This is a genomic window from Spirulina major PCC 6313 (genome assembly GCF_001890765.1).
Lineage (GTDB): Bacteria > Cyanobacteriota > Cyanobacteriia > Cyanobacteriales > Spirulinaceae > Spirulina > Spirulina major.
On record NZ_KV878783.1, the window covers coordinates 191,392 to 213,270 of the forward strand.

At 53.1% G+C, this 21,879-nt stretch carries 15 protein-coding genes and 1 tRNA gene; 12 read left to right on the top strand and 4 right to left on the bottom strand.

Annotation, left to right across the window (positions count from 1 at the left end; all coding sequences use genetic code 11):
- The first annotated feature begins 1 nt into the window (after window position 1).
- From SPI6313_RS01100 to SPI6313_RS01115, 4 genes are all read left to right on the top strand, one after another.
- Entirely contained in the window at window positions 2-883 is an 882-nt protein-coding gene (locus SPI6313_RS01100; protein ID WP_072619334.1) for an ABC transporter permease, read from the top strand.
- Between the two features lie 126 nt (window positions 884-1,009).
- Window positions 1,010-1,894 carry an ABC transporter permease gene (locus SPI6313_RS01105; RefSeq protein ID WP_072619335.1) on the top strand — a complete coding sequence of 295 codons (885 nt, stop codon included), beginning with the start codon at window positions 1,010-1,012 and terminating at the stop codon, window positions 1,892-1,894.
- Between the two features lie 145 nt (window positions 1,895-2,039).
- Window positions 2,040-3,134 carry a polyamine ABC transporter substrate-binding protein gene (locus SPI6313_RS01110; RefSeq protein WP_072619336.1) on the top strand — a complete coding sequence of 365 codons (1,095 nt, stop codon included), beginning with the start codon at window positions 2,040-2,042 and terminating at the stop codon, window positions 3,132-3,134.
- Between the two features lie 212 nt (window positions 3,135-3,346).
- Window positions 3,347-4,501: an ABC transporter ATP-binding protein gene (locus SPI6313_RS01115; protein ID WP_072619337.1), complete on the top strand. Its 1,155-nt coding sequence runs from the start codon at window positions 3,347-3,349 to the stop codon at window positions 4,499-4,501.
- A 106-nt stretch (window positions 4,502-4,607) separates the two neighbouring features.
- Here the strand turns inward: SPI6313_RS01115 and acs are convergent, their stop codons facing one another.
- The 3 genes from acs to SPI6313_RS01130 all read right to left on the bottom strand — a co-directional run bounded on the left by acs (window position 4,608) and on the right by SPI6313_RS01130 (window position 8,046).
- Entirely contained in the window at window positions 4,608-6,578 is a 1,971-nt protein-coding gene (gene acs, locus SPI6313_RS01120) for an acetate--CoA ligase (RefSeq protein WP_072619338.1), read from the bottom strand.
- Between the two features lie 191 nt (window positions 6,579-6,769).
- The gene (locus SPI6313_RS01125; protein WP_072619339.1) at window positions 6,770-7,792 is read right to left on the bottom strand and encodes a formamidase; all 1,023 of its coding nucleotides are present in this window, start codon (window positions 7,790-7,792) and stop codon (window positions 6,770-6,772) included.
- Between the two features lie 162 nt (window positions 7,793-7,954).
- Window positions 7,955-8,046 (bottom strand) — tRNA-Ser (locus tag SPI6313_RS01130).
- Between the two features lie 572 nt (window positions 8,047-8,618).
- On the opposite strand from SPI6313_RS01130, the gene sfsA reads away from it, so the two are divergent.
- From sfsA to SPI6313_RS01160, 5 genes are all read left to right on the top strand, one after another.
- Window positions 8,619-9,377 (top strand): DNA/RNA nuclease SfsA, encoded by a 759-nt coding sequence (sfsA, locus tag SPI6313_RS24965; RefSeq protein ID WP_072619341.1) that lies wholly within the window; start codon window positions 8,619-8,621, stop codon window positions 9,375-9,377.
- An 89-nt stretch (window positions 9,378-9,466) separates the two neighbouring features.
- Window positions 9,467-10,171 carry a DcrB-related protein gene (locus tag SPI6313_RS01145; protein WP_072619342.1) on the top strand — a complete coding sequence of 235 codons (705 nt, stop codon included), beginning with the start codon at window positions 9,467-9,469 and terminating at the stop codon, window positions 10,169-10,171.
- A gap of 79 nt (window positions 10,172-10,250) precedes the next feature.
- Window positions 10,251-10,673 carry a heavy metal-responsive transcriptional regulator gene (locus SPI6313_RS01150; protein ID WP_072619343.1) on the top strand — a complete coding sequence of 141 codons (423 nt, stop codon included), beginning with the start codon at window positions 10,251-10,253 and terminating at the stop codon, window positions 10,671-10,673.
- Window positions 10,670-11,665, top strand: a complete 996-nt coding sequence (locus tag SPI6313_RS01155; RefSeq protein WP_072619344.1) for a WD40 repeat domain-containing protein — start codon at window positions 10,670-10,672, stop codon at window positions 11,663-11,665. Before SPI6313_RS01150 ends, SPI6313_RS01155 begins: the two co-directional genes overlap by 4 nt.
- Window positions 11,649-11,942: a DUF3288 family protein gene (locus SPI6313_RS01160; RefSeq protein WP_072619345.1), complete on the top strand. Its 294-nt coding sequence runs from the start codon at window positions 11,649-11,651 to the stop codon at window positions 11,940-11,942. The genes SPI6313_RS01155 and SPI6313_RS01160 overlap by 17 nt, the downstream gene beginning before the upstream one ends.
- Window positions 11,943-11,992: 50 nt before the next feature.
- Here the strand turns inward: SPI6313_RS01160 and SPI6313_RS01165 are convergent, their stop codons facing one another.
- On the bottom strand, window positions 11,993-15,202 hold the full coding sequence (locus SPI6313_RS01165) for a type ISP restriction/modification enzyme (protein WP_072619346.1): 3,210 nt from the start codon (window positions 15,200-15,202) through the stop codon (window positions 11,993-11,995).
- 206 nt (window positions 15,203-15,408) lie between these two features.
- Here SPI6313_RS01165 and recN point away from each other — a divergent pair, with 206 nt between their 5' ends.
- From recN to SPI6313_RS01180, 3 genes are all read left to right on the top strand, one after another.
- The gene (gene recN / locus SPI6313_RS01170; protein WP_072619347.1) at window positions 15,409-17,127 is read left to right on the top strand and encodes a DNA repair protein RecN; all 1,719 of its coding nucleotides are present in this window, start codon (window positions 15,409-15,411) and stop codon (window positions 17,125-17,127) included.
- 228 nt (window positions 17,128-17,355) lie between these two features.
- Window positions 17,356-20,004 (top strand): GAF domain-containing protein, encoded by a 2,649-nt coding sequence (locus SPI6313_RS01175; protein ID WP_072619348.1) that lies wholly within the window; start codon window positions 17,356-17,358, stop codon window positions 20,002-20,004.
- A gap of 229 nt (window positions 20,005-20,233) precedes the next feature.
- The gene (locus SPI6313_RS01180; RefSeq protein ID WP_072619349.1) at window positions 20,234-21,871 is read left to right on the top strand and encodes an adenylate/guanylate cyclase domain-containing protein; all 1,638 of its coding nucleotides are present in this window, start codon (window positions 20,234-20,236) and stop codon (window positions 21,869-21,871) included.
- The last annotated feature ends 8 nt before the right edge of the window (window positions 21,872-21,879 follow it).

Below are 21,879 nucleotides of genomic sequence, written 5' to 3' on the forward strand. Positions count from 1 at the left end.
CATGTTCAACGCCCTCAAAACCCACTTTGCCACCGCCACCAACCGCCGCCGCTTTAACCTCGCGGTGTTGGCTGTGCCGGCCACCGTGTGGCTCCTGTTCTTCTTCGTCTTGCCGTTGGTGATTGTGCTGCTCTATTCCGTCCTCGAACGGGGCATCTATGGCGGTGTGGAATGGCAATTCACCCTCGAAAATTATCAACGCCTCTTGAATCCGATCTATTGGGGAATTTTTGGGCGATCGCTTTGGCTGGCCTTCATGACCACCCTCGCCTGTCTCCTCCTCGGCTATCCCCTCGCCTTCTTCATCGCCAGCCGTCCCCCCCAATGGCGCAACACCCTGCTGCTGCTAGTGATTATTCCCTTTTGGACAAACTTTCTCGTGCGCATCTATGCCTGGATCGTCATCCTGCGCCAAGAAGGGGTGATCAACGTGTTGCTGCAAAGTTTTAACCTGATCGATCAGCCATTGGATTTATTATTTAATTCCTTTGCCGTCACCGTGGGCCTGATTTATGGCTATCTCCCGTTTATGATCTTGCCTCTCTACGCCACCCTCGAACGCTTTGACTTTTCCCTGCTCGATGCGGCGCAGGATCTAGGAGCCAATGACCTCAAAACTTTGATTCGGGTCGTGATTCCCTTGACTCTGCGCGGTGTGATTGCCGGATCGCTCCTGGTGTTCATTCCCGCCGTGGGAGAATTTATCACCCCGGATATTTTGGGGGGCGCGAAAACGGTGATGATGGGGAATTTGGTGCAAAGTCAGTTTCTCAGTGCGCGGAATTGGCCCTTTGGGTCGGTGCTGTCGATTGTGATGATTGTGATTGTGCTGATTCCCATCGTGATCTATTTTCGAGTGGCAGAGGAAAAACTCAATGCTTAAGTTGGAGCAAGTCTCGTTAAATCCTCTCGTTTGACGGCGGAGCCGCCCATGGCCATGACCTGTTAGAGCCAGGTCACGAGAAACAAGGAGACCGTCAATGAACCACCCGATTAATTCCCGCAACTTATGAATTCTGCTGCTTCTCCTGACTTCAAACGCACCGTTGATCTGGCGATTCGTCATGTTGGCCGGTTTGGCCTTTGGGTGATCACCCTTGGCGGTTTGGCGTTCCTGTATCTGCCGATCGCAATCTTGGTGGTCTATTCCTTTAACGCTTCGCGGATGAATGCGGTGTGGCGGGGGTTCACCCTGGATTGGTATCGCAGCCTCTTCGCGGGGGTGACGGAAAGTGGCGTAGATGTCACCAATGCGCAGATCTGGGATGCGGTGTGGAATAGCCTCTGGGTGGGGGGCATTTCGACGGTGGTGGCGACGGTGTTGGGGACGTTCGTGGCCTTAGCCTTGGAACGGTTTCGGTTTAAGGGTCGTAATGCCCTCGAAGCGTTGCTCTTTTTGCCGATTATCATCCCCGATATCACCATGGGAATTTCGCTGCTGGTGTTGTTTAGCCTCCTGTTTCAACTGCTGCAAACGGTGCTGGGGGTGCGATTGGTGCTGGACTTAAACACGGTGATGATTGGTCATATTACGTTCAATATTTCCTATGTGGCGGTGACGGTGCGATCGCGCATTGCCGAACTTGACCCCGCCCTCGAAGAAGCCGCCATGGATCTCGGCGCTGACGAACTGCGCACCTTCTGGCGCGTCACCTTACCACTGATCTTCCCCGGCATCCTCAGCGGGGCACTCCTGGCCTTCACCCTCTCCCTCGATGATTTTGTGATTACCTTTTTCACCGCTGGCGTGGGATCAACCACATTGCCCGTATTTGTCTACGGCATGATTAAGCTGGCCGTCACCCCCGCGATTAACGCCATTTCCACCTTGATGTTGCTCGCCTCGTTGCTCATTGTGCTGCTATCCCTCGCGCTCCAACGTCGCTCCACCTAACCTAAAACCAAAATCAAGGCCAGAATCTCTTGACCAACCTGATGGGGTTCGCTGGAGATTGTGTCAAAATGAATTAGCCAAATTGAATACGGTTAATTCACTTGGCGATCGCCTTAGTTGAATCATCCATGAGGGGTTACGGGTTATGAAACGATTGCTTGTCTTTGTGCTCCTATTTTTGTTTGGAGTCACAATGCCCATCGGCTGTGCTGCCAACAGTCCAGATGCTGCTGACAGTGGTAGTGCCGGAAATGGAGCAAGCGAAAATGTTCTCAGCATCTACAACTGGTCTACCTACATTGATCCCGACGTGATCACCCAGTTTGAAAAAGACTTTGATGCAACGGTTCAGTACGACACCTACGAAAGTAATGATGCCCTCTTCGCCAAAATTCAGCCCGGCAATCCCGGTTACGACATCATTGTGCCCACCGGAGATTTTGTCGAAAGCATGGCAGCCGAAGGGTTACTTGAAGAACTCAATCACGAAAATATCCCCAATTTAAAGAACGTTGATCCCCTGTTTCTCGACCAGGATTTTGATCCGGGCAATAAATACAGCGTGCCCTATCAATGGGGAACGATTGGCATCGGCTACGACATTGAAGCGACAGGCGAAGAAATTACCCGTTGGCAGCAGATTTTTGACCCGAAATATGCGGGTAAAGTGTCGCTGATCGAAGATTCTCGCGCCACCTTGGGGGCTGTCTTAATAGCCCTGGGTAAAGACCCCAACACCACCGATCCCGCTGAATTGCAACGGGCGGTAGACTACATTGTTGAACATAAGGAGGTAATCGCGACCTTCGCACCGGATACGGGTCAAGATTTGCTCAACCAGGGCGAAGTTGCGATCGCAGTGGAATGGAGTGGCGACATCTTCCAAGTCATGGAAGAAAACGAAAACATCCGCTACGTGATCCCGGAAGAAGGCACGATCGTCTGGGTGGACAATATGGCCATCCCCAAAGATGCCCCCAACAAAGAACTGGCTGAACAGTTCATTAACTTTGTTCTAGAGCCGGAAATCGGCGCGAAAATCTCGGCCTATGTCCAGTTCGGCAGCCCCAACAAAGCCGCCATTGATCAGGGTCTGATCCCAGCCGAAGATCTCGAAAATCCGGGAATCTATCCTGCTGCGGCAACCTTCGCTCGCTTGCAATATGCCAAGGATCTAGAGGCAGATACCCAACTCTATGATGATGCTTGGACTGATTTAAAAGTGGCCGTCGGCGAGTAATCTCTGCCATCGGATCAGGGGGTTTAGATCACAAATCTCTGCGGCAAAACCCCCTACCATAGACTTGAGTCGAGGCGACAAGCGCGATCGCGCTAACGATGCCGATTGTGCCGCCCCAGGGCGATCACCCCTCCCCACCGAAGGCAACTCTTCGGTCTCTGTTTCTCACTCCATTGCTAACGGTCATCTTCACAATAGCGAGGCAAAAATTGATGAATCATGCAATTGAACTGGTCAACGTGTCGAAAACCTTCCGGGGTCAAAACAACCGAGAATTTCGAGCTATTGAACAGTTAAACTTGCAGATTCACGACGGAGAGTTTTTCTCGCTCCTCGGGCCGTCCGGCTGTGGCAAAACCACCTTGCTCCGGATGATCGCAGGGTTTGAAACCCCCACCGCTGGTGAGGTGGTCATCCATGGCGAGGCCATGCGCGATCGCCCCGCCTTCCACCGCCCCGTCAACACCGTCTTCCAAAACTACGCCCTTTTCCCCCACCTCACCGTCGCCGAAAACGTCGCCTTCGGCCTCGAAATGGACAACCTCCCCAAAGCCCAAATCCGTTCCCGCGTCGGGGATGTCCTCGCCCTCGTCAAGCTCAACGGCCTCGAAAACCGCCGCCCCCGCCAACTCTCCGGCGGCCAACAGCAGCGCGTCGCCCTCGCCCGCGCCCTCGTCAAAAAACCCCAAGTCCTCCTCTTTGACGAACCCCTCGGTGCCCTTGACCTCAAGCTCCGCAAAGCGATGCAGCTTGAACTCAAACACATGCAGCAACAGATAGGCATCACCTTCGTCTACGTCACCCACGACCAAGAAGAAGCCCTCACCATGTCCAACCGCATCGCCGTCATGTCCGACGGTCACATCCTCCAAGTGGGCACACCCACGGAAATTTACGAAGAACCCAACTGCCGCTTTGTCGCCGACTTCATCGGTGAAAGTAATTTCCTCATCGGCCAAGTCATCGAACAATCCATGGGCGGCATTGTCGCCCTCATTGACGGCGAACTCACCCTCTCCGTCCCCTACGAACCAGAAATCCCCGTCGGCAAAATCATCACCCTCGTCATCCGCCCCGAAAAAGTCACCATTCACCCCGACACCAGCGGCGAAAACCTCGGCCTACGCGGCACGGTTAAAGATGTGGTCTACATCGGCACCGACACCCGCTTTGTCATTCAACTCACCTCCCGCAGCGAACTAATCGTGCGCCGCCAAAACATCCACCATGGCAACCTCGACACCTTCACCCTCGGCGAACAAGTTCAAATCCGGGTCGCCCCGAACAGCATTCGCGTCCTCGAAGAAGGCTCCCTCAGCCCCGATCTCGCTCAAGGGGCAGTGAACCTGCCCCCCAAGTCCGCGTGAGGTGATTCATGGGGCGATTCACTCCGAAATCACTTTCCGATCGCCACCGGGTTTTCTAGGGTGATTGCTTGGGGGATTGTGTTCTAGAAAACCCGATGATGTGAGTCTATGCGCCGCCGCGTAATTTATCGAGGACACTGCGATCTTCGAGGGTGGAGGTGTCGCCGGCGATTTCTTGGCCGGAGGCTAAATTCCGGAGCAAGCGCCGCATGATTTTGCCCGATCGCGTCTTCGGCAGCACATCGGTAAAGCGAATATCTCCCGGACGGGCGATCGCGCCGATTTCCTTCGCCACATGCTGCTTTAGTTCATCGATCAACGCATCGCTGCCGGTGTAATCCCCTTCGAGGGTGACAAAGGCAAACACATCTTCACCCTTGAGATCATCGGTGCGCCCCACCACTGCGGCTTCGGCGACGGCTGGATGGGACACAAGGGCCGATTCGATTTCCATCGTGCCGAGGCGATGCCCCGACACATTGATCACATCATCGACGCGACCCATGACCCAAAAATAACCATCCGCATCGCGCCGCGCTCCATCGCCGGCGAAGTAGAAATGCTGGCCCTCTTTGGGTTGGATATGCTCCCAATAGGTGCGACGGAAGCGATCATCATCGCCGTAGACCGTGCGCAGCATACTCGGCCAAGGATGGGTAATCACCAGATAACCCCCTTCGCCATCCTTGACCGGATTGCCTTCGAGATCCACCACATCCGCCAAGATACCGGGGAAGGGCAATGTGGCCGAACCGGGTTTAGTCGGGGTTGCACCGGGTAAAGGCGTGAGCATAAAGCCGCCGGTTTCCGTTTGCCACCAGGTATCGATAATCGGGCAACGCTCACCGCCAATCACCTTGTGATACCACATCCAGGCTTCGGGGTTGATCGGTTCGCCCACGGTTCCCAAGAGGCGCAGGGAGGAGAGGTCGCGGGCGTTGGGGAGGTGTTCGCCCATTTTGATGAAGGCGCGGATGGCTGTGGGGGCAGTGTAGAAAATGGTGACCCCGTATTTTTCGATCACATCCCAAAAACAGCCGGGATTGGAGGGGCGGGGCACGCCTTCATACATCAAGCTCGTTGCTCCGTTGGAGAGGGGGCCGTAGACAATGTAACTGTGGCCGGTGATCCAACCCACATCGGCGGTACACCAATAGACATCGGTGTCTTTGAGATCCAATGTCCATTTACAGGTCATGTGGGTGTAGAGGTTGTAACCGGCGGTGGTGTGGACAACGCCTTTGGGGTTGCCAGTGGTGCCGCTGGTGTAGAGGATGAAGAGGAGGTCTTCGCTATCCATGGGTTCGGCGGGACAGACGGCGCTGGCTCCGGCTTGGAGGTCGTGCCACCAGTGATCGCGCCCTGGTTCCATGGTGATTTTTTCATGGGTGCGTTGAACGACGAGGACGTTTTCGACGCTGGGTACGCCGTCATGGGCGAGGGCTGCATCGACGGCGGGTTTGAGGGGGATGGTTTTATCTTTGCGAAAGCCGCCATCTGCCGTCACCACGAGTTTCGCCTCGGCATCGATGAGGCGGGTTTTGAGGGCTTCGGCACTGAACCCGCCGAAAACGACGCTATGGGGCGCACCGATGCGGGCACAGGCGAGCATGGCGATCGCTGCTTCGGGAACCATGGGCATATAGATGCCGACGCGATCGCCCTTCTTCACCCCTAAGGATTTAAACACGTTGGCCATTTTGCACACTTCGCGATGCAATTGGGCATAGGTGAGGGTGACGCTTTCGCCGGGTTCCCCTTCCCAGATCAACGCCGCTTTATTTTTGCGCCAGGTGGTGAGGTGGCGATCGAGGCAATTGTAGGAAATATTCAGCTTGCCGCCAACGAACCATTGCCCATGGGGCGGTTGCCAATCCAGCACCTGATCCCATTTTTGAAACCAATCGAGTTCGGTTGCCGCGAGTTCTGCCCAGAATGCGGCAGGATCAGCCTTGGCTTTGTCGTAGAGTTCGCGGTACTGCTCCATGCTGCCAATGGTGGCCGCTTGGGAAAATTCCGCAGGCGGGGCAAAGGTGCGATTTTCCTGCAAGATGGACTCAATAGTGGGTTGGGTCATGGCTGCTATTTGTTTCAAAAGTCTGCTGTCATCTACGATACGGCCTGCCCTGCGGTGGCATCCTATTTGTTTCGTTTCTTTAAACAGCAGCGGCCAGGGGGGCGATCGCATCCGCCATCCCCCGCCCATTCCACCTCACCCCCAGGATCGCCCCCTGATGATTTGTCCTATTCTGGGCCGTGATAAGGAGCTTAAGCCCCTTGCCTGTCCTCATGCCCTTGTTGATTGCCATAGATGCGAGTTGGGGCCTCGAAGCCGCAGGATGTGCCGTCGATGTGGATCACCTCATCCTCCCAGGGGAGGCGATAATTACCCTGCACCATGTCCTGCATATAGGTGTAGGGGCAATCCTGCGCCCCGCCCTTGACGGCCACATAACCGCGATGGCCGAACTGATAAATATTGTTTTCCACGCCCCAATGGCGACGGGCTTCCCGGACTAGATCCGGCCGGACTTCTGCGGTGATGATTTCATCGGGGCGATCGCTCCCCATCACCAAGGGCACACCGTCAAAATTAACGATCATCCCCTCACCCATGGAATCAAAAGAGCCATCACTTCCACACATGCAAACCGAAGCCGTGTAGATCAGATTACAAAAGGCGTTGGCTTGGTTGGTAATCCGCCAAGAGTGGCGGATCGGGGCAGTATAGCCAGCGGTGCGAATCATGATCTCCGCACCTTTGTAGGCACATTCGCGGGCCATTTCCGGGAACATCCCGTCATGGCAGATGATCAGGGCGAGGGTGCTGCCGTTGGGGCCCTCACAGACGGGAATGCCGAGGTTGCCCGGTTCCCAGGGTTCGACGGGAACCCAGGGGTGCAGTTTGCGGTAGTAGAGTTTGATCTCGCCCTGGTCGTCGATGATGATGCCGCTGTTGTAGGGGTTGCCCTGGGGGTTGTATTCCATGATCGAGAAGCAGCCCCAGATTTGGTGATCAAGGCAGGCCTGTTTGAAGGCGGCGACTTCGGGGCCGTCGAGGCGGCACATGATATCGGGGTTGGTGTCCATGGAGAGGCCGTGGAGGGCATATTCAGGGAAGACGACCAAATCCATGCCGGGGAGGTTGCGCCGCGCTTTGCCGACGATGTCACAGATGCGTTGGGTTTGCTGGGCGAGGTCGTCGGGGGTGACGACGGTGGGAAGTTGGAGTTGTACCATGCCCAAGACGACACCGTTGGGAGTTTTGTTGAGGCCGCAAAGTCCGCTCATGTGGTTTTGAGAATCAAGGTTTGCAGATTCAGCCTAGGGGAGGGCGATCGCGCCAAACTGTATCAAGCACCACGAAAAAGCGACCCAAGATGGTAATCATCTTGGGCCGTCTGTTCGCCATGAATGGTGGGGATTTAGCCCCGGCATCGGGGAGCCTTGGAACGGAGAGGGAGGGATTCGAACCCTCGGTACGGTCTTGCGATTCGTACAACGGATTAGCAATCCGCCGCTTTCGACCACTCAGCCACCTCTCCAGAGGTTGACGTATCGAACTAACAGTATAGGGGGAATGGTTGAGACTGTGCAAGGGTCACGAGCAATTATTTTTGACATCAGGACTAGGGAGTGCGAGCATCCTGCTCGCTACGGCTCCACCATCAGGACTAGGGAGTGCGAGCATCCTGCTCGCTACGGCTCCACCATCAAGACTAGGGAGTGCGAGCATCCTGCTCGCTACGGCTCCACCATCAAGACTAGGGAGTGCGAGCAGGATGCTCGCTACGGCTCCACCATCAAGACTAGGGAGTGCGAGCAGGATGCTCGCTACGGCTCCACCATCAAGACTAGGGAGTGCGAGCAGGATGCTCGCTACGGCTCCACCATCAAGACTAGGGAGTGCGAGCAGGATGCTCGCTACGGCTCCACCATCAGGACTAGGGAGTGCGAGCATCCTGCTCGCTACGGCTCCACCATCAAGACTAGGGAGTGCGAGCATCCTGCTCGCTACGGCTCCACCCCAGCGGGCACGATGCCCACACTGCGATCGCGCTTGCATCACCGCGATACGCTACGATCCACGGGGCAAATCCTTACTCCCTGTGACGTTATGACCCTTTGGCTCTATCACTATCCGCCGCTCTTGGCGGGACGATTGATTAAACGCTACAAACGCTTTTTTGCGGAGATTGAACTGGATACGGGGGAGGTGATCACGGCCCATTGTCCGAATACGGGGCCGATGACGGGGGTGTATCAACCGGGGCAGCCGGTGCAGGTGTCGCGCAGTGATAACCCGAAACGGAAGCTGGCCTACACCTGGGAGTTGATTCAACTGGCAGACCCGGAGCCGGTTTGGGTGGGGGTAAATACGAATTTGCCGAATCGGATTATTAAGGCGGCGTTATTGAATCAGCAATTGCCGGAGTTGGCGGGGCGGTATTCTCAGGTGCGGCCGGAGGTGGCCTATGGGCGCGATCGCAAGAGTCGGATTGATTTTCTCCTCACCGATGACCAGGGTGAAAATCCGATCTATGTAGAGGTGAAAAATACCACTTGGACGACGGGACGGACGGCGGTTTTTCCCGATACGGTGACGACGCGGGGCCAGAAACATCTGCGGGAATTGATCGCGATCCGGTCGGAGGCGGCGGCGGTGATGCTCTATTTCATTAATCGGGGGGATTGTGGGGATTTTGCACCGGGCGATCGCGCTGATCCCACCTATGGCGAACTGTTTCGGGAGGCGATCGCGGCGGGGGTGGAAATTTTGCCCTATCGGATGCAAGTGAGTCCGGCGGGGGTGGTGTTGGATGCGATCGCACCGATTCAACCCCATCAACCGGCTGAAATTTTGAAACCAGGCTAAGATATGCGGGGGGATCATGAAAAACCCGTTGGGGATCATCCCATTTGACAGTGCCAGACCTGACATTCTTACCGTCGCTCAACTCAATCATGGCTCAATCTCTGCACCCTTTGCTCCTTAGCGTTGGCTTGGCCAGTACGTTGATGGGCTGCCAAACGGCTAAACCCTTGGTTACGGCTGTGTCCACCCACACAACCGAATCGGAAGCCCTCCCAGCCCCGACGGACGCGGAAGCCCTCGCCGCTGGGTTTCACACCGTGGTTGGGGACGGGGTTTCTCTGGCCCTCCCGATGGGCTATGAGGGAGGCAACCCAGAGCAGGATCTCGAAGCTGTGGCGCAGCAGCTTGATCAAGCGGGGGAAGAGCACCATTCCCTCAGTGAAGCGTTACGGGAACGGAAGCAAGCGATCGCCCTGATTGCCTTTGATGAATCCAATGACCCATCCGGCTTTGTCACCAATGTTAATGTGACGCGCCAACGCCTCGATCACGATACCTCCATGGCGGTTTTCTTAGCCGCCGTCGTCACCCAGATCGAAACCTTGGGCTATCGTGTGGCAGCATCGGGGATGACAGATCTTCAGGGTGAAACAGCGGGCCGGCTCGTTGTGGAAATGACCGCCGGGAAGCAAGACATTACCCAATTGGTCTATGCGATCCCCGCCCCGGAAGCCGTGTGGCTGATCACCTATTCCACCCCCCAAACAGAATTTGAGCAACGCCTCGCTCAGTTTCAAACCAGCGCCCAAACCTTTACCGTGCTCCCCTCCGATGCCATGGGTGGAGTGCGCTAGGCAGAAGGGCAGCAGGGCTTAAGCTTCGGCTATCCTGGGGTTAGTGCTGTTGCGATGAATTCCAGTGTGATTGATGCCAATGTCCCGCCGTTCAGCCCTAGGGTTAAAAATTGGTCAAGTGGCTCAAGCCAGTGGCCTATCGGTGAAAACCATCCGGTTTTATACCGAGGCTGATTTATTAAATCCGGTGATGCGGCGATCGCCTTCTGGTTATCGGTTATTTGACCCGGATGTGTTGAATCGGTTGGCGTTTATTAAGCGATCGCAAGCCCTCGGCCTCAGTTTGCGAGATATTCATGATCTGCTGATGGTGCATGATGGGGGAACGCTCCCCTGTGGCGCAATCAAAGAACGCCTGCAGCAAAAACTCGACGACATTCACGCCCAAATCGCCAATTTAGAAATTCTCCGCACCGAACTCGAAGGCATTCTCTCCGGCTGGGAAGATCAACCCCCAGCCCATCTGATTGAACGAACCATTTGCCCCAATTTGCAATCATGATCCAGCGTTGGTGGGTGGCTCCCTTGGCCCTTCTGTGTTGGCTGCATCCCTTGGCCGTCAGTCGTGCTGAGGAGTTCAACGTTGAGCGCACCTTTCAAGCCCAAGACACGGCAGTGAATGCGATCGCCTTTAGTCCCGACGGTCAGGTGTTGATCAGTGGCGGCGGCCATAATGACGGCCGCTTACGGATTTGGAGTCTGAAGTCCGGGAAACTGGTGGAAACGACCCGGAGCCAGAGTTTAGGCGTGGTGGATTTGCTCTTGAGTGCGCGTCAAGGGTTGCTGATCAGTGCGGGGGAAGATAGCGAGGTGCATCTGTGGGCATTTCCCGACGGTGAATTCCAGCAAACCCTCCGCTACCATACCGCCAACGTCCTCGACCTCACCCTCACCCCGGATGAAACGGTGCTGATTAGTGCGGGGCTGGGGGGCGTGCGATTGTGGGATTTAGACCAACAGCGTCCCCTTTATACCTTGGTGCGGTTTCAAGCGATCGCAGCGATCGCGGTGCATCCCAACGGCTACACCCTCGCGGCGGGCACCTTGGACGGCACGGTGCAATTGTGGAATCTGCGCACGGGTTCTCTGCTCACCTCGTTTCCTGCCCACACCGCCGCGATCGCCGCTCTCCAGTTCAGTCCCGACGGCGACACCCTGATCACCGCCAGCGAAGACCGCACCCTCATTCTGTGGGATTTGGCCACGGGGCAGCAACGCGCCACCCTCCGGGGCCATACGGGAGGGGTGAGGGCGATCGCCCTCACCCCCGACGGCGACACCCTGATCAGCGGCAGCCATGACGGGATTCGCCTTTGGTCGATGCTCGATGGGGCTTTGTTGCAGCATTGGAACGGGCATCAGGATTGGGTGATGTCCTTGGCGGTGCATCCCAATGGCCGCCAATTTGCCAGCGGTGATCTTCAGGGTCAGATTAAACTGTGGTCATGGCCCCCTGATCTTCCTAATGTTGCCGCCGATGACCCAAACCAATGACCAACGCCACCCCCAAGAAGGTCGCGATCGCCTCATCCTCGACGCGATCAAACGCGATGGCGAACTGTCGGACTACAACAAAGTCGAACTCGCCCGCCTCATGATTCGCTACCAGAATTTTCCGGGGGCGCGAGCCTTTCAAGCCGAACTCGCCGAACTCCTCAGCTCCTACAGCCTGACCCCGGATGAACTCTTCGCCCAAACCCGCACAATCCACGCCACGGGGCAAATTTACCGCCGCACCAAGGGGGGCGAAGAGTCCCAAGATTGGAGTTAATGCAGGGTGTGGGAGATGGGGATTTTTGAAGGCAGAAGGTTGAATGGTATTTATTGGATGGGAAAGCCGCCATGTTTTTCGATAACCTGATCGATATCGTTCATGAGTTCTTTTGTTCGCTTCAAAATCACGACGATTTGGCTATAGTGTTCAAAGTCATCATCGGTAAATTCTCGTTTTTTGCGGTCTTTTAGCCATTTATTGCAGACTTGATAGCCGCCAATTTGGAAGTTATAAATGTCTGGGGGAACGTTGTCGATGTATTGGGTTTTATTGATGTAGACTCTGCCGTTTTGGTCTTGGGTGGGTTCGGTGTAGCGGAGTTTGTCGATCATATTATCGCCTTCGATCGGGAAGCCTGTGATGGTGTCGAGTTGGCGATTCATGAGGTGAATTTGTACGAGTTCGTCGCCTAGGGTTGCGAGTTGCCAGAAGAGTTTTTTATTGCTGGTGAGGGGAACGCGGGGAAAGTCGATTTTGAGGAATTCGGCGTAACGGCTGCGATAGGTGGGGGAATGGAAGACGGCGTAAATGTAGTTAAAAATATCTTCGGGTGCAAAGGTTTTCTGGGTTTTCTTTTGGTCGCCTTTACCGTCGGGAATAAATTCTAAGTTTAGTTTTTCTGTAAATTCTTGGATGAATTTTTCGTCTAAATTCGGACGGCGACCACCTAAAGCTGAACTTGGAGCAGGATCAAAAAGTGTCGGTTCATCAGATGGATAAAGATACAAAGGGGCGAAAGTAGCATATCCTTTATTGCTTAAAGTCAATCGATTATCGATTATAAAATTACTAACTAAAATATGATTAAATACTCCTTCTGCTACCTGCCGAACCGAGATCAGAGCTAAATTCTTATTCCCAACAATATGTCTCATTACCTGATGTCGTGGCATACTGTGAAAACCTTTTGTTTTTCCCGTGTAATACGTATATTTGACATCAAATGGACGATACAAAATAGGATTTATTTTGTCTTTTAATAATTTTGATTGTTTAATGTCTTTTTGTGCAAGAAGAATTTTCCAATCCCTACTATCTTCCGGTAATTTATACTTGACAGTTGCTTCGTCAATAGAAAGTTCAGAAAAATCCAATATAGTATTCAACACTTGTTCAGAATTATCTTGAATTGTCAAATGATCTCTTGCTGTAACGATACCAGGTGTATTGACCAAAAAGATGTCTTTAATATTCCAAAAATTTTCTATTTCTTTTGATAATTCACTATTTTGATTTTGAAAAAGATGAAAATGTAAATCTGGATTTATTTGATTCCATTCTGTTGATTGAATGTTATGCTCATTTAGAAAATAATATTTTCCTCCTGTTAATATTTTATTTTGCTTTATTTCTCGTATGCCATATAAATCATGATGATAGACAGTTGCAAGATTATTTTTACTATCTTTATATTTTATAAAAAAGCCAATCGCTACACCTTGCTGAATATCAAAGACATTTTGATCAGGTGAGCCATCAGGAGAGACTTCTTTTTTCTTACTATTTCCATGTAAATCTAAAATATAAATTTCATCAAAAGTCTGCATCAAATTTTGACGCATACCCCGAAACGTTGGGTTATCCAAATAACCATGATTCGTAATAAATGCAACAACCCCATAACCCGTTTCTTGGATTCGATGTTGAGCAAACCGAATAAACTTTACATAATCATCCTGTAAACCCTTTGGATTTCTTTCGCCTAACGGTTTACCATCCACTTGATAATAATCCCGCACTAAATTCACAATCCAAGGATCAATATTAGACGACTGATAAGAATAAGGTGGATTACCCAAAACAACCATCACCGGACGTTCCTGTTTGACCTCCTTCGCCGCCTCCGCCTCATCCTTAATCCGAGTCATAAAACCCGACGCTTGAGGAATTTGAAACGCCTCCTGTAACGTATTCGTCAGATAAATCTTTAACCGTTCATCCGAATCAAACTCATAACCCAACTCCTGCAACTGTAAACCCAACTTCATGTGAGCCACCGTATAGGGAGCCATCAACAACTCGAACCCAAACAAACGCGGTAAAAGATGCTGCCCCACATAACTTGACCACATCCCCTTTTTATTTTTAAAACTCTCATAAATATGATCAATCACCCCATGCAAAAATGTCCCCGTCCCCACCGCCGGATCAAGAATTAAAACCTGATGTGATTCAATCATTTTTTGCGGATCTTTCGGGTCAAGAATCGTCACCTTTTGCTTACTCGCCAAACCATCCTTAATCCCAAACTTTTCCTTTAAAATATAATCCACACTCCGCACAATATACGAAACCACAGGCTCCGGCGTATAGTAAACCCCCCGTGATTGCCGCATTTTCGGATCATATTCTGCCAGAAACGTTTCATAAAAATGCACCACCGGATCTTCTCGGCGCGTCCGTTTCCCAAAATCCTGTAAAATCGCCGCCATATCCGTCAGCTTGAGAATATTCGCCAGAATATCCACCGCCCACGCAATACTATCATCCAGATCAATCCCGGCAATCTTATCAAAAATATCCCGTAAAAAAGGATTTGTTTTCGGCAATTCAAAGGCTGCCGTTTTTCGTGAAAAATCTTGAGGCGTTTTTGTATTGCACCGTGCCGCAAATAACCCATAACAAATTGTTTGGGCATACATATCCGCAAAATCAGCCCGCGTTAAACCCGAAATTAAAACCTTTTGGAATGACTCATATTGATCAAACAAAACTCCTTCCGTTGCATCCTTTAACTTGATGGCGATCGCATCCCGAATTAACTGTGCTAAACTTGCCATCTTTTGTGCTAATTCTTTCGGCGTTCTTGCCTGTGAAACTTGCGCTTCTAGAAACCCTTTTAATAAAAGTTCAACCTGTTGTTGACCCTCTGGATCTACCTTAAACTGACCTTTTTTATCAAAACTCCCTAAACTCGCAGCCGAACGAAACACGCCCCCCACATACCACCGAAATTCTACATAATCCGTTAAGATCAAATTTCCCAAAGCCGCCAAATACCGCTTCATTTGATCCGACTTTTCTACTTTTTTTAATGCAATCCCCACATCCTTCGCTTCAAGATAACCAATCTCCTGCAACTTCCGAATAATGACAAAGTCTGGCGCACCACACTGAATCCGCTTCGGCTCATTCGTAACCGTTAACCCAGACTCTAAAGACTCTAATAACCGTTGCAAAGTGGGGCGGTGAGTATGTTCTGTTGCATTACCCTTTTTGACCGCTGCAATTAATTCTTTCAGATAAAGATCAAACACTAGACAATCTCAATATGATGAATTTTTTATTACGGTTTCCGCTCGCTGGAGACCTTCCGCTCTTCCCATCTTAGACGAAACCCGCCCTATCAACCCCCCTCATCCACTACCGGAGACTCTCCCCAAACCCACAGGCGAAAAGGCGGGTTAGAATGCTAAAGCGTACAAATTAACTATTGTGGTGGCTGGAGAACGGAGAACGTTTTATGTTGCGATCGCTGCGTATTGAAAATTTTGCCTTGGTGGATCAGTTGGAACTCGAACTGGGGCCGGGGTTAACGGTGCTGACGGGGGAGACAGGGGCCGGGAAGTCGATTATTCTCGATGCCATTGATGCGGTGTTGGGGGGGAAGGTGACGAGTCGGCTGCTGCGGACGGGGTGCGATCGCGGCTGTGTGGAGGGGACATTTGCCCTGTCAGACGACCTGAGCCTCTGGTTACAAGAGCAGGAAATTGATCTGATTGATGATGATAGTGTGGTGTGTAGTCGGGAATTTTCCGCCACCCAGGGCAGTTTACGATCGCGATCTCGGATTAATGGCGTGTTAGTGAATCGAAAATTGGTGAGCCAATTGCGCGATCGCTTCGTAGAAATGACCGCCCAAGGTCAAACCGCCCAACTCCTGATCGCCAGTCATCAGCGGGAACTCCTCGACAGCTACGGCGGCGCAGCGGTAATCAACACCCGGAGCCAAGTGGCCGAAGCCTTCACCGCCTCTCGCCAAGCCCAACGCGCCCTTGATGCCCACCGCCAATCGGAAAAAGACCGCCTCCAACGCCTCGATTGGCTCCGCTACCAACACCAAGAACTCACCGACGCGGAACTCGATGACCCCGACGAATTGACCCACCTCGAACAGGAGCGCGATCGCCTCTCCCATGTGGTGGAGTTGCAGCAGATGGGCTATCAGGCCTATCAAGACCTCTACCAAAATGAGCACGGCGGTGAAGCGATCGCCGATCGCCTCGGTCAGGTACAGGCCCAAGTGGAAAACATGACCCACTACGACAGCCAACTAGCGGGGGTCTTGGAAATGGTGCAAAGTGCCTTAAACCAAGTGATCGACGCGGGGCAACTGCTCAACCGCTACAGCGACAGCCTCGAATCCGACCCGGAACGCCTCGCCGAAGTCGAACGCCGCCTCACCACCCTGCGGCAGATTTGTCGTAAATATGGCCCCGATCTTCCCGATGTGATCGCCCATGCCGATGCGATCGCATCAGAACTTCATGACTTAACCGACGGCGATCAATCCCTCGATCAATTGGCACAGGCCCAGCAGGAATGTTATCAAATCTTAATGACTGCCTGCGAGCATCTCCACAACCAGCGCGATCGCGCCGCCCACCGCCTCACCAAACAACTCGTCCGCGAACTCAAACCCCTCGCCATGGACAAAGTGCAGTTTGACTGTCGCCTCCTCCCGATTGAACCCACCGCCCACGGCGCGGATCAGGTGGCGTTCTACTTCAGCCCCAACCCCGGCGAACCGCTGCACCCCTTGGCCGAAACGGCATCGGGGGGGGAAATGAGTCGGTTTCTCCTCGCCCTCAAAGCCTGTTTCTCTGGGGATCAGACCCAGGCCGGGAAAACCCTGATTTTTGATGAAATTGATGCGGGGGTGTCCGGGAAAGTGGCCCAGGCGATCGCCGCCAAACTCCACCACCTCAGCCAGAGCCATCAAATCCTCTGTGTTACCCATCAGCCCTTGATCGCCGCCCTGGCCGATGCCCATTTTCGCGTTGATAAACAGGTGGACAAATCCCAAAAATCCGCCCCCCGTACCCTCGTGCGCGTCACCCGCCTCGACCACCACGACAGCCGCAAAGCCGAACTCGCCCAACTCACGGGCGGTCACTCGGCCCAAGATGCGATCGCCTTTGCCGAATCCCTCCTCAGCCAAGCCCATGCAAAACGCACCTAACCGCGCCGCGTCCCCCCAACCCGTGGGATCGCACACCGAGGCGGAAGCTGCGATCGTTCCATGCCTGTGTGAAGATTGATGAAGGATTAAGATCAGGCGTAAACAGGGGGCAATGGGTAGACTAAAGGAAAATTGTCAGTATTATAAAGCTGAGTTGATGATCGCGTCCGAAGTTTAACCGTTAAAATAATCCCAACTCGATCCAAGACCTAGACACTGTAGAGAGCTATGACTGCTGCATCTCAACCGCCCACAAAACTTGAGTATACCGGGCAAACCGTTGACGTTTTTCCTGAACAGGATGTCGATGTAGTGCAGAGCGGCGGGGGAGAAAGTAACGGCTCTAGCAGTGCGTTAGTCACACCCACGGGAACCTTCTCTAACTTCCTGGCTCCGCTGAACAAAGACAGTTTTCAGCAGGTCGTGGTGGAGGTGGAAGACAAGCTGAAAGTGGTGAATCAAACCCTGGGCTTGCTCGATAACATCATCGACAGCCAGGGGTTTGACGCGGTTCTCGATGAAATGTTGCGATCGATCACCCTCAAAACCGGGGAACTCCTCGGCGCAGATCGTACCACCATCTATCTCCTCGACGACGACCAAGACGAACTGTGGTCGATTGTCGCGAAGGGCAGTGATGGCAAACCCATCGAGATTCGGATTCCCGTGGGGCGCGGCATCGCCGGGGAAGTGGCTCAGTTCAGGCATGTCATCAATATTCCCTTTGATTTCTACGATGATCCACGCTCCGAAGCCGCGAAAGAATTTGATAAGCGCAATCACTATCGCACCTACTCCATGTTGGCCCTGCCGCTCCTGAATGAGGACGAGGAATTGGTGGCGGTGGTTCAACTGATCAATAAGCTAGAGCCGGGCTTTGATCCCGATGCGCCCCTAGACGATCGCATCTCCCACACCGGCTTCACCCAAAACGATCTTGATGTTTTCGAGAACTTCGCCCCCTCGATTCGGCTGATTCTGGAATCGTCGCGATCGTTCTATAAAGCCACCCAACGTCAACGCGCCGCCAACGCCCTGATCGAAGCAACCAATTCCCTCAGCAAAGGGAATTTAGACCTCGACACCACCCTCCGCACGGTGATGGACGCGGCGAAAAAACTGATGAACGCCGATCGCAGCACCCTCTGGCTGATCGACGATGAGAAAAATGATCTCTGGACTAAAATTGCCCTGCCCGATGGCAAAACCTTAGAATTGCGAGTTCCCCTAGGGGTCGGGTTTGCCGGTCGAGTGGGCGCAACGGGAGAAGTGCTCAATATTGGCTTTGACCTGTACAATCACCCCGACGCGGAAAACTCGAAGAAAACCGACGCAACGACCAAGTACCGCACCTGTAGCCTGCTTTGTATGCCGGTGTATAACTCCGATAAGCAGTTGATTGGTGTGACCCAACTGGTGAACAAACTCAAGCAGGGCGACCATCCCCCCTACAATCCAGAGAACTGGCCTGAACCGCCGGAATGCTGGAAAGCGAGCTTCAACCGCAGCGACCAAGAATTTATGCGGGCGTTCAACATCCAAGCTGGGGTTGCGCTCCAAAATGCGAAGCTCTTCGCCCGGGTGAAGCAACAGGAACAAATGCAGCGGGATATCCTGCGCAGCTTGACCAATGGCGTGATTTCCACAGATAAAAACGGCATGGTGTTGGCGGCCAATGAACGCGCTAAAGCCCTGCTCGGTTTTTCTGAGGACAATCCCATTGAAGGCAAGATGATGAGCGAATTGCTCGAAATCAAGGGAAAAGAGGTGACGGACAAGGCCGATGTGGCGAAGAAGGGTGAATTCTCGGAATCCTTTGAGCGTGCCCTTGCGCCCAATGACCTCAAAGATCGTCAACAGTATTATCCGGATCAGACCATTATTGCGGCGGGCGGTAATGAACATAGTGTGAACCTGTCGATCAATACGATCGCAGATGCCGCCGACGAGAGCCAAGTCTCTGGGGCGTTGGTGGTGATGGATGACATCAGCGATGAGAAGCGGCTCAAGAGCACGATGTATCGCTACATGAACCAAGAGTTGGCGGAGCAGTTGCTCGATGGTGGCGAGATTCAAATGGGGGGCGATCGCAAAGAAGTGTCCGTCCTCTTCTCCGATATCCGCAGCTACACCAGCCTCACGGAACGCCTCACCGCTGAAGAAGTGGTCAGCATGCTTAACGAATACTTTGAAAGCATGGTGGAAGCGGTGTTTGACCACAAAGGCATTTTGGATAAATACATCGGGGACGCGATGATGGCGGTGTTCGGAACGCCGAACAAGCTCGAAGATCACGCCCTCATGGCCTCCAAAAGTGCCTTGGATATGCGCCGCCGTTTGAAAGTGTATAACAATGAACGGGCTGAAGCCGGCAAAGATATCATCAAAATCGGGATTGGGATTAACTCCGATACGGTCATTAGCGGCAACATTGGTTCGAGTAAGCGGATGGAATTCACCGCGATCGGGGATGGGGTTAACCTCAGTTCCCGCTTAGAGGCGGCTAGTAAGCAATACGGCTGTGACATCGTGATCAGCGAAAACACCTATCGCCAATGTCACGAACACCTGATTGTGCGGGAACTCGACTGCATTCGGGTGAAAGGAAAAACCCAGCCGGTGAGCGTCTTTGAACTCGTCGAAGAAGTGGGGCAGCCCTTGCCCTCCCACCATGAGCAGGTGATCGAACTCTATAGCCGGGGTCGAGACCTGTATAAGTCCCAAAACTTCTCCCTGGCACTGCCCTACTTTGCCACGGTTCTCGAAGTGTTCCCCAATGATAAAGCGTCGTACCTCCATATGGGTCGCTGTCAGCACTTCATCAAAAACCCGCCCGTGAAGGATTGGGATGGGGTTTGGACGATGACAACCAAATAAAATGACTGTGCTCTAAGCGTGCCAGGGCTTAATCTACATCGATCGGTGCTGGCGAGTTGGGACTGTATCCGTTCTCTGGGGGGAATGGGGGAAGTGCGATCGCACCTCCTTTTCCGAAAGGATCTTGATAACTATCCGAATCATCCTGACTTTCTTGAGTAGAGTAGTTATGGAGAGGCGATCCTCTTGATACCCGTTTGGGAGTGGATGAATCTATGGCGGAGAATCTATGGCGGAACTGAAGCTCCGTATTCATATAGACGGCAATCCAGAGCGAGTCTTGAGCCTGAGCCATGGAGAATTAATCGTCGGCCGATTGCCAGAATGCGACCTCTGTTTACCCTTTTCAGAAGTCTCTCGCCACCATAGCCGCATTTATCAAAATCGTGACGGGCAGTGGTTTGTTGAAGATCTCGGCAGTACCAACGGCACCGTGGTGAATCAAGTGCTCCTCCAAGGCCCCCACTGCATTGAACATAATGATGCGATCCAGATCGGCAATGCATTCATCATGGTCTACCTCGTGGAAACCCACGCCGCCCGACGCACCCAAGTCTCGTCCCGCACCCAACACACCATCCTGCGCAGCGCGGAAGAACTCCAACAGCAATGGCTCAATGTCGATTATGCCGACGAAACCTTTAGTACCCAGCAGCGGATGATCGCCCGTCTGCAATATCTTGTGGAAATTTCTAAGGGTTTGAGTTCAGCAGAATCCATTGATGCCATCTTTGAGAAAGTGCAGAGCATTATTTTTAAAGAACTGAACGATATTCAACGCCTCGCCCTCCTCGTGGATGTGGAGGGTGACGGCACGCTGCGCCTCGTGGATGCCGCCGCCCGCCATCAAAGCAACGCCACCGAAACCCATAGCCATAGCTGGATCAGCCGCAGTATTTGCAAGAAAGTGTTTAGCGATAAGGTGGCGATTAAAACCGTCGATGCCCAAGCCGATGAACGATTTGAAGGGGAACAGAGTATTCTGGCTAAGGGCATTCGGGGGGCTTTGGCCGTTCCCCTTTGGGATAAAAACCAAGTGGTGGGGGTCTTGTATGCCGATGCGAATTTACGGCTGATGGAGTCGGGCGATGCAGCCAACGATGAAGAAGACCTCAGTTTTTTCTCGACGGTGGCGAATTTGGTGGCCTACAGTGTGCAGCGGTGGTTGTTGCGCCGTCGTTTGCAGGGGGAAGAACGGATTCGCCAACAATTGGAGCGTTACCATTCTCCGGCGGTGGTGCAGCAGTTGATTGCTCGCGGCAAGATCGATCAGGGGCGTGTTGATCCGATTGAGACGGAAATTAGTATTATTTTCGCGGATATTGTCGGGTTTACGGCGATGGCGGAACGGATGACCCCGTCCCAAATTGCCCAGATGCTGGATCGCTTTTTTGAGGAAATGTTGCAGTTTGTCTTTGCCATGGGCGGGACGTTGGATAAGTTTATTGGCGACTGTATTATGGCGTTTTTTGGTGCGCCTGACCCCCAAGAGGATCATGCGGATCGGGCGGTGCGGGCGGCGTTGGGGATGCTGAAGCGTTTGGATCAACTTAATGCGTCGGGGGCCTGGGCGGAGCCGTTGGAGTTGCATGTGGCGATTAATAGTGGTCGGGCGGTGGTGGGCGATGTGGGCAGTTCTCAACGGGTGGACTATACGGTGTTGGGGGCGACGGTGAATTTGGCGGCACGGATGGAGGGGATTTGTCCGCCGAGTGAATGTGTGATTTCCGCTGATACCTATAACCGCTTGACGAGGCGGGCGGGGTTTTATCTGTTGGGCGATCGCAACTTTAAAGGCATCGATCGCCCCGTCCCCATTTACCAAACCCGCCGCCGTAAAACTACGATGCAGAGCGAAGATCCCTAGAAGGGAAT